Origin of the sequence: Cellulomonas sp. (assembly GCF_035634735.1) — a bacterium.
Classification (GTDB): domain Bacteria; phylum Actinomycetota; class Actinomycetes; order Actinomycetales; family Cellulomonadaceae; genus Cellulomonas.
This window is the reverse complement of record NZ_DASQCJ010000207.1, coordinates 1-5,102: the sequence shown is the minus strand read 5'-3', so window position 1 is coordinate 5,102 and position 5,102 is coordinate 1. Positions and strand designations below refer to the sequence as shown.

Genomic DNA, 5,102 nt, shown 5'->3' with positions numbered 1-5,102 from the left:
ATGGGTCGCGCCATCGTCCGCCAGCCGCGCGTGTTCCTCATGGACGAGCCGCTGTCGAACCTCGACGCCAAGCTCCGCGTGCAGACCCGCACCCAGATCGCGTCGCTGCAGCGCCGCCTGGGCGTCACCACGGTCTACGTCACGCACGACCAGACCGAGGCGCTCACCATGGGCGACCGCATCGCGGTCCTCAAGGACGGCCTGCTCCAGCAGGTCGGCACCCCGCGCGACATGTACGACACCCCGGCCAACGTGTTCGTCGCCGGCTTCATCGGCTCCCCGGCCATGAACATCGGCACGTTCCCGATCACGGACGGCGTCGCGAAGGTCGGCTCGGCCGGCATCGCCGTGCCGCGCGACGTGCTCGGCACGCTGGCGTCGGACGACAACAACTCCATCACCATCGGGTTCCGCCCGGAGGCGCTGGACGTCGTCCCGCAGGGCACCCCGGACTCGATCCCGGTGTCGGTCAACATCGTCGAGGAGCTCGGCTCCGACGCGTTCGTGTACGGCTCGCTCGTCGGCGAGGCCGGCGCGGCGGACGTCCACTCGGGCGCCGGCGACTCGCAGGTCATCGTGCGCGTCGACCCGCGGCAGGTCCCGGCCAAGGGCGAGACCATCCACGTCCGCATCCGCACCGGCGAGCAGCACCTGTTCCACGCCGGCTCGGGCGAGCGCATCGCGCACTGACGCACCACATCTCCACGCCGTAGGGGCGGGGCCGGCACGCACCGGCCCCGCCCCTTCGTCGTCCTGATGGGAGAATCGACCCATGACTCCTCGCACGCGCCTGCAGATCACCGCGGCCGCGCCGGACCCGGCCCTGCTCGACCTGCCCTGGGACGTCCCGCTGGCGGACTGGCCGGCCGAGCGCCTGGCCGCCCTCCCCCGCGGCATCTCCCGGCACACCGTGCGGTTCGCGCGGCTGTCCGGCCGGGTCGTCGCGATCAAGGAGATCGGCGAGACGGTCGCGTACCGCGAGTACGAGCTGCTCCGGCAGCTCGGCCGCCTCGACGTGCCGAGCGTCGAGCCGGTCGGCGTCATCACCGGCCGCACCGCGCCCGACGGCGAGCCGCTGGAGGCGGTGCTCATCACCCAGCACCTGCGGTTCTCGCTGCCGTACCGCGCGCTGTTCAGCCAGGCGCTGCGCCCGGACACCGCGACCCGGCTCATCGACGCCCTCGCGGTCCTCCTGGTCCGGCTGCACCTGGTCGGCTTCTACTGGGGCGACGTGTCGCTGTCGAACACGCTGTTCCGCCGGGACGCCGAGACGTTCGCGGCCTACCTGGTCGACGCCGAGACCGGCGACCTGCACGACGAGCTCACCCCGGGCCAGCGCGCCTACGACCTGGAGGTCGCGCGGGTCAACATCATCGGCGAGCTGATGGACCTGCAGGCCGGCGAGTTCCTCGACGAGGACGTCGACGCGGTCGCGATCGGCGACGCGCTGGCCGAGCGGTACGAGGAGCTGTGGTCGGCGCTGACCAGCTCGGAGTCGTTCGGGCTGAACGAGCGGTGGCGGGTGCAGGCCCGCATCGAGCGGCTCAACGACCTCGGCTTCGACGTCGGCGAGCTCGACATCACCACCGACATCGACGGCACCACGGTGCGCATCCAGCCCAAGGTGGTCGACGCCGGGCACCACTCGCGCCGGCTCATGCGGCTCACCGGCCTGGACGTGCAGGAGAACCAGGCGCGCCGGCTGCTGAACGACCTGGACCAGTACGTGGCCGCGATGGACCGGCAGAACGACGACGAGACGTTCGTCGCGCACGACTGGCTGACCGACGTGTTCGAGCCCGCCGTGCGGGCCGTGCCGCGCGACCTGCGGCCCAAGCTGGAGCCGGCGCAGCTGTACCACGAGCTGCTCGACCACCGGTGGTTCCTGTCGGAGGCGCAGAAGCGCGACGTCCCGATGCGCGAGGCCGTGAAGTCCTACACGCAGGACATCCTGCCGAACCGCCCCGACGAGGAGTCGATCCTCGGCGTCTCCGCCGCGGACCTGCGCGAGGACACGGACGTCATCCCGGTCGTCCGGGACTGACCGCGGCGCACGCCGGGCGGCACCGGGCCGCCCGGCGTGCGCGGCGCGGGCGGCTCAGAGGTCGACGCGCTCGTTCTCGCCCTCGAGGCGCTCGCCCCTGGCCTTCGCCTTCACGAAGCTCAGCAGCGTCGCGACCCGGCCGCCGGGCGCGTCCCAGTACTCGGCCGACTCGGCGCGCACGCGCAGCAGCACAGCCTGCGGGGAGTCGGGTCCGTCGGGCAGCCACGCCTCGACCCCGGCGCTCCACAGCTCGCGCTTCTTCGCGGCGTCCTCGACCGGCTCCGCCACGCCCGCGACGGACACCCAGGTCGCGCCCGAGCCGACGGTGACGTTGACCCGCGGGTCGGCGGCGACGTGCGCGAGCTTGCGGGAGCCGCGCTCGGCGAAGAACCAGAGGTCCCCGTCGAACTCGACCTCCTGGAGCGCCATCGGGCGCGCGATCAGCGTGCCGTCGGGCGCCACGGTGGTGAGCACCCCCAGCCGCTGGTCCTGGAGCATCGAGGCGACGGTGCGGACGGGGTCGGTGCTGTCGTGGCTCATGCGTCCACTGTGCGGCCGCCCCGGGGTCGCCGCACCCCGGGGCCGCCGACGCGTCAGGAGGCGCGGGTGCGGGCGACCTCGTAGAGGGCGATGCCCGCGGCCACGCCGGCGTTGAGGCTCTCGACCTCGCTCGCGATCGGGATCGAGGCGATCGCGTCGCAGTGCTCGCGGACCAGGCGGGACAGGCCCTTGCCCTCCGAGCCGACGACCAGCACCAGCGGGTCCGCCGAGTAGGGCAGGTCCGCCACGGCGACGTCGCCGCCGCCGTCCAGGCCGACGATGAAGCAGCCGGCCTCGTGCAGCCGCTCGAGCGCCCGCACCAGGTTGGTCGCGCGCGCGACCGGCACCCGGGCCGCGGCGCCCGCGGACACCTTCCACGCCGACGCGGTGACGCCGGCGGACCGGCGCTCGGGCACCAGCACGCCGTGCGCACCGAACGCACCGGCGGACCGCAGCACGGCGCCGAGGTTGCGCGGGTCGGTGACGCCGTCGAGCGCGACGATCAGCGGCGCGCGGTCGCTCGCGGCCGCCACGTCCAGCAGGTCCTCGACGTCCCCGTAGTCGTACGGCGGGACCTGGATCGCCACGCCCTGGTGCACCGAGCCGTCGGTGAGCCGGTCGAGCTCGGGCTTGGTCACCTCGAGCAGCGGGTAGCCGGCGTCGGAGGCGGTGCGCAGGATCTCGCGGGTGCGGTCGTCGGCCTCGAGCCGGGTCGCGATGTACACGGCGGACACCGGGATGCCGGCGCGCATCGCCTCGACGACGGAGTTCCGGCCGGCGACGACCTCGGTGGCGCCCGCGCCCCGCGCCCTGCCCGCGGCGCCGCCGCCGCGGCCGGCCGGTCGGCTGCCCGACCCGCGGGTGCCCGCGACCGCACGGCGCTCGGCCGCGGCCTTCTTCTTCGCGGCGGGGTGGTAGGACCGCTCCTCCGCCTTCGGGGTCGGGCCCTTGCCCTCGAGCCCGCGGCGGCGCTGGCCGCCCGAGCCGACGGAGGCGCCCTTCTTGGAGCCCGGCTTGCGTGTCGCGCCGCGGCGCTGGGAGTTCCCGGCCATCAGTCCTCGTCCTCGGTGGTCTGGCGCGCGGCGAGGGACCAGCGCGCGCCGGTGGCGTTGTCCTCGACGGCCACGCCCGCGGCCGTCAGGCGGTCGCGGATCGCGTCCGCGGTGGCCCAGTCGCGGGCCGCACGGGCCGCGGCGCGGGCGTCGAGCTCGGCGCGCACCAGGGCGTCGAGCGCCTCGGCGTGCCGGTCGTCGGCCGCGGCCGTGCCCCACTGCGCGCCGGCCGGGTCCAGGCCCAGCACGTCGAGCATGGCGCGCACGGCCACGAGGCCCGCGCGCACGGCGGCGTCGTCCCCGGAGGCCAGGGCGGTGTTGCCCGCGCGCAGGTGCTCGTGCACGACGGCGAGCGCCGCCGGCACGTTCAGGTCGTCGTCCAGCGCGGCACCGAACGCCTCGGGCAGCTCGGCCGCCGCGAGCTCGGCCGCGTCGACCGCACCCACGCGCTCGGTGGCGCGCTGCACGAAGCCGGCGAGCCGGTCCCAGGTGGCCTCGGACTCGGCGAGCGTGTCCGGGGTCCACTCGAGCATCGACCGGTACTGCACCGCGGTGAGCGCGTACCGGACGACCGCCGGGCGCACGGTCTCCAGCAGCGTGCTGACCAGCAGCCCGTTGCCGAGCGACTTGCTCATCTTCGCGCCCGCCTGGGTGACCCAGCCGTTGTGCAGCCAGTACCGGGCGAACCCGTAGCCGGCGGCGCGGGACTGGGCCTGCTCGTTCTCGTGGTGCGGGAACCGCAGGTCCAGGCCGCCGCCGTGGATGTCGAACGTGTCGCCCAGGTAGCGCTGCGCCATCGCGGAGCACTCCAGGTGCCAGCCCGGGCGGCCGCGGCCGAACGGGGTGTCCCAGGAGGCGGTCCCCGGCTCGCCGGGCTTGGCGGCCTTCCACAGCGCGAAGTCGTGCGGGTCGCGCTTGTCTCCGGCCGCGCCGTCGGGCGCCGGGGCCATGTCGTCGAGCCGCTGGCTGGTCAGGGAGCCGTAGTCGGCGTAGGACCGGACGTCGAAGTAGACGTCGCCCTCGGCCGCCACGTAGGCGTGCCCGGTGTCGACCAGGCGCTGCATGAGCTCGACCATCGCCGGCACGTGTCCGGTGGCGCGCGGCTCGTACGTCGGCGGCAGCACGCCGAGCGCGTCGTAGGCCGCCGTGAACGCGCGCTCGTTCTGCATCGCCCACGCCCACCAGGCGACGCCGGCCTCGGCCGACCTCGCGAGGATCTTGTCGTCGATGTCGGTGACGTTCCGGACCAGCGTCACGTCGTGCCCGGTGCGGCGGAGCCAGCGGACCAGGACGTCGAACGCCACGGCGGACCGGACGTGGCCCACGTGCGGGGGCGCCTGCACGGTCGCGCCGCAGAGGTAGATGCCGACCGCGCCCGGGGTGACGGGGACGAAGTCGCGCACCTCGCGGGTGGCGGTGTCGAACAGGCGCAGGCTCACGAGGGTCAAGGCTACCGGTCGGGGCGC

Annotated in this window: 5 protein-coding genes; 2 read left to right on the top strand and 3 right to left on the bottom strand. The window is 74.7% G+C overall.

The window, feature by feature from the left end; translation table 11 throughout:
• Both VER05_RS17110 and VER05_RS17105 read left to right on the top strand, forming a co-directional pair.
• Positions 1-690: ABC transporter ATP-binding protein (locus tag VER05_RS17110; RefSeq protein ID WP_414647646.1), on the top strand; the 690-nt coding region annotated here is incomplete at its 5' end.
• An 82-nt stretch (positions 691-772) separates the two neighbouring features.
• Positions 773-2,044, top strand: a complete 1,272-nt coding sequence (locus tag VER05_RS17105; RefSeq protein ID WP_324846521.1) for a DUF4032 domain-containing protein — start codon at positions 773-775, stop codon at positions 2,042-2,044.
• Positions 2,045-2,098: 54 nt separating this feature from the next.
• Here VER05_RS17105 and VER05_RS17100 read toward each other — a convergent pair whose 3' ends face one another.
• The 3 genes from VER05_RS17100 to cysS are packed head-to-tail and all read right to left on the bottom strand — an operon-like array spanning position 2,099 to position 5,075.
• Positions 2,099-2,584, bottom strand: coding sequence for a pyridoxamine 5'-phosphate oxidase family protein (locus VER05_RS17100; protein ID WP_324846520.1), 486 nt, complete (start codon positions 2,582-2,584; stop codon positions 2,099-2,101).
• 53 nt (positions 2,585-2,637) lie between these two features.
• Complete coding sequence (gene rlmB, locus VER05_RS17095) at positions 2,638-3,636, bottom strand: 23S rRNA (guanosine(2251)-2'-O)-methyltransferase RlmB (RefSeq protein WP_324846519.1); 999 nt, start codon at positions 3,634-3,636, stop codon at positions 2,638-2,640.
• Positions 3,636-5,075 (bottom strand): cysteine--tRNA ligase, encoded by a 1,440-nt coding sequence (cysS, locus tag VER05_RS17090; RefSeq protein WP_324846518.1) that lies wholly within the window; start codon positions 5,073-5,075, stop codon positions 3,636-3,638. Before cysS ends, rlmB begins: the two co-directional genes overlap by 1 nt.
• Positions 5,076-5,102 lie beyond the last annotated feature (27 nt).

Coding starts and splice junctions, on each gene's coding strand:
- VER05_RS17105 (WP_324846521.1), top strand. CDS start 773: ATGACTCCTCGCACGCGCCTGCAGATCACCGCGGCCGCGCCGGACCCG.
- VER05_RS17100 (WP_324846520.1), bottom strand. CDS start 2,584: ATGAGCCACGACAGCACCGACCCCGTCCGCACCGTCGCCTCGATGCTC.
- rlmB (WP_324846519.1), bottom strand. CDS start 3,636: ATGGCCGGGAACTCCCAGCGCCGCGGCGCGACACGCAAGCCGGGCTCC.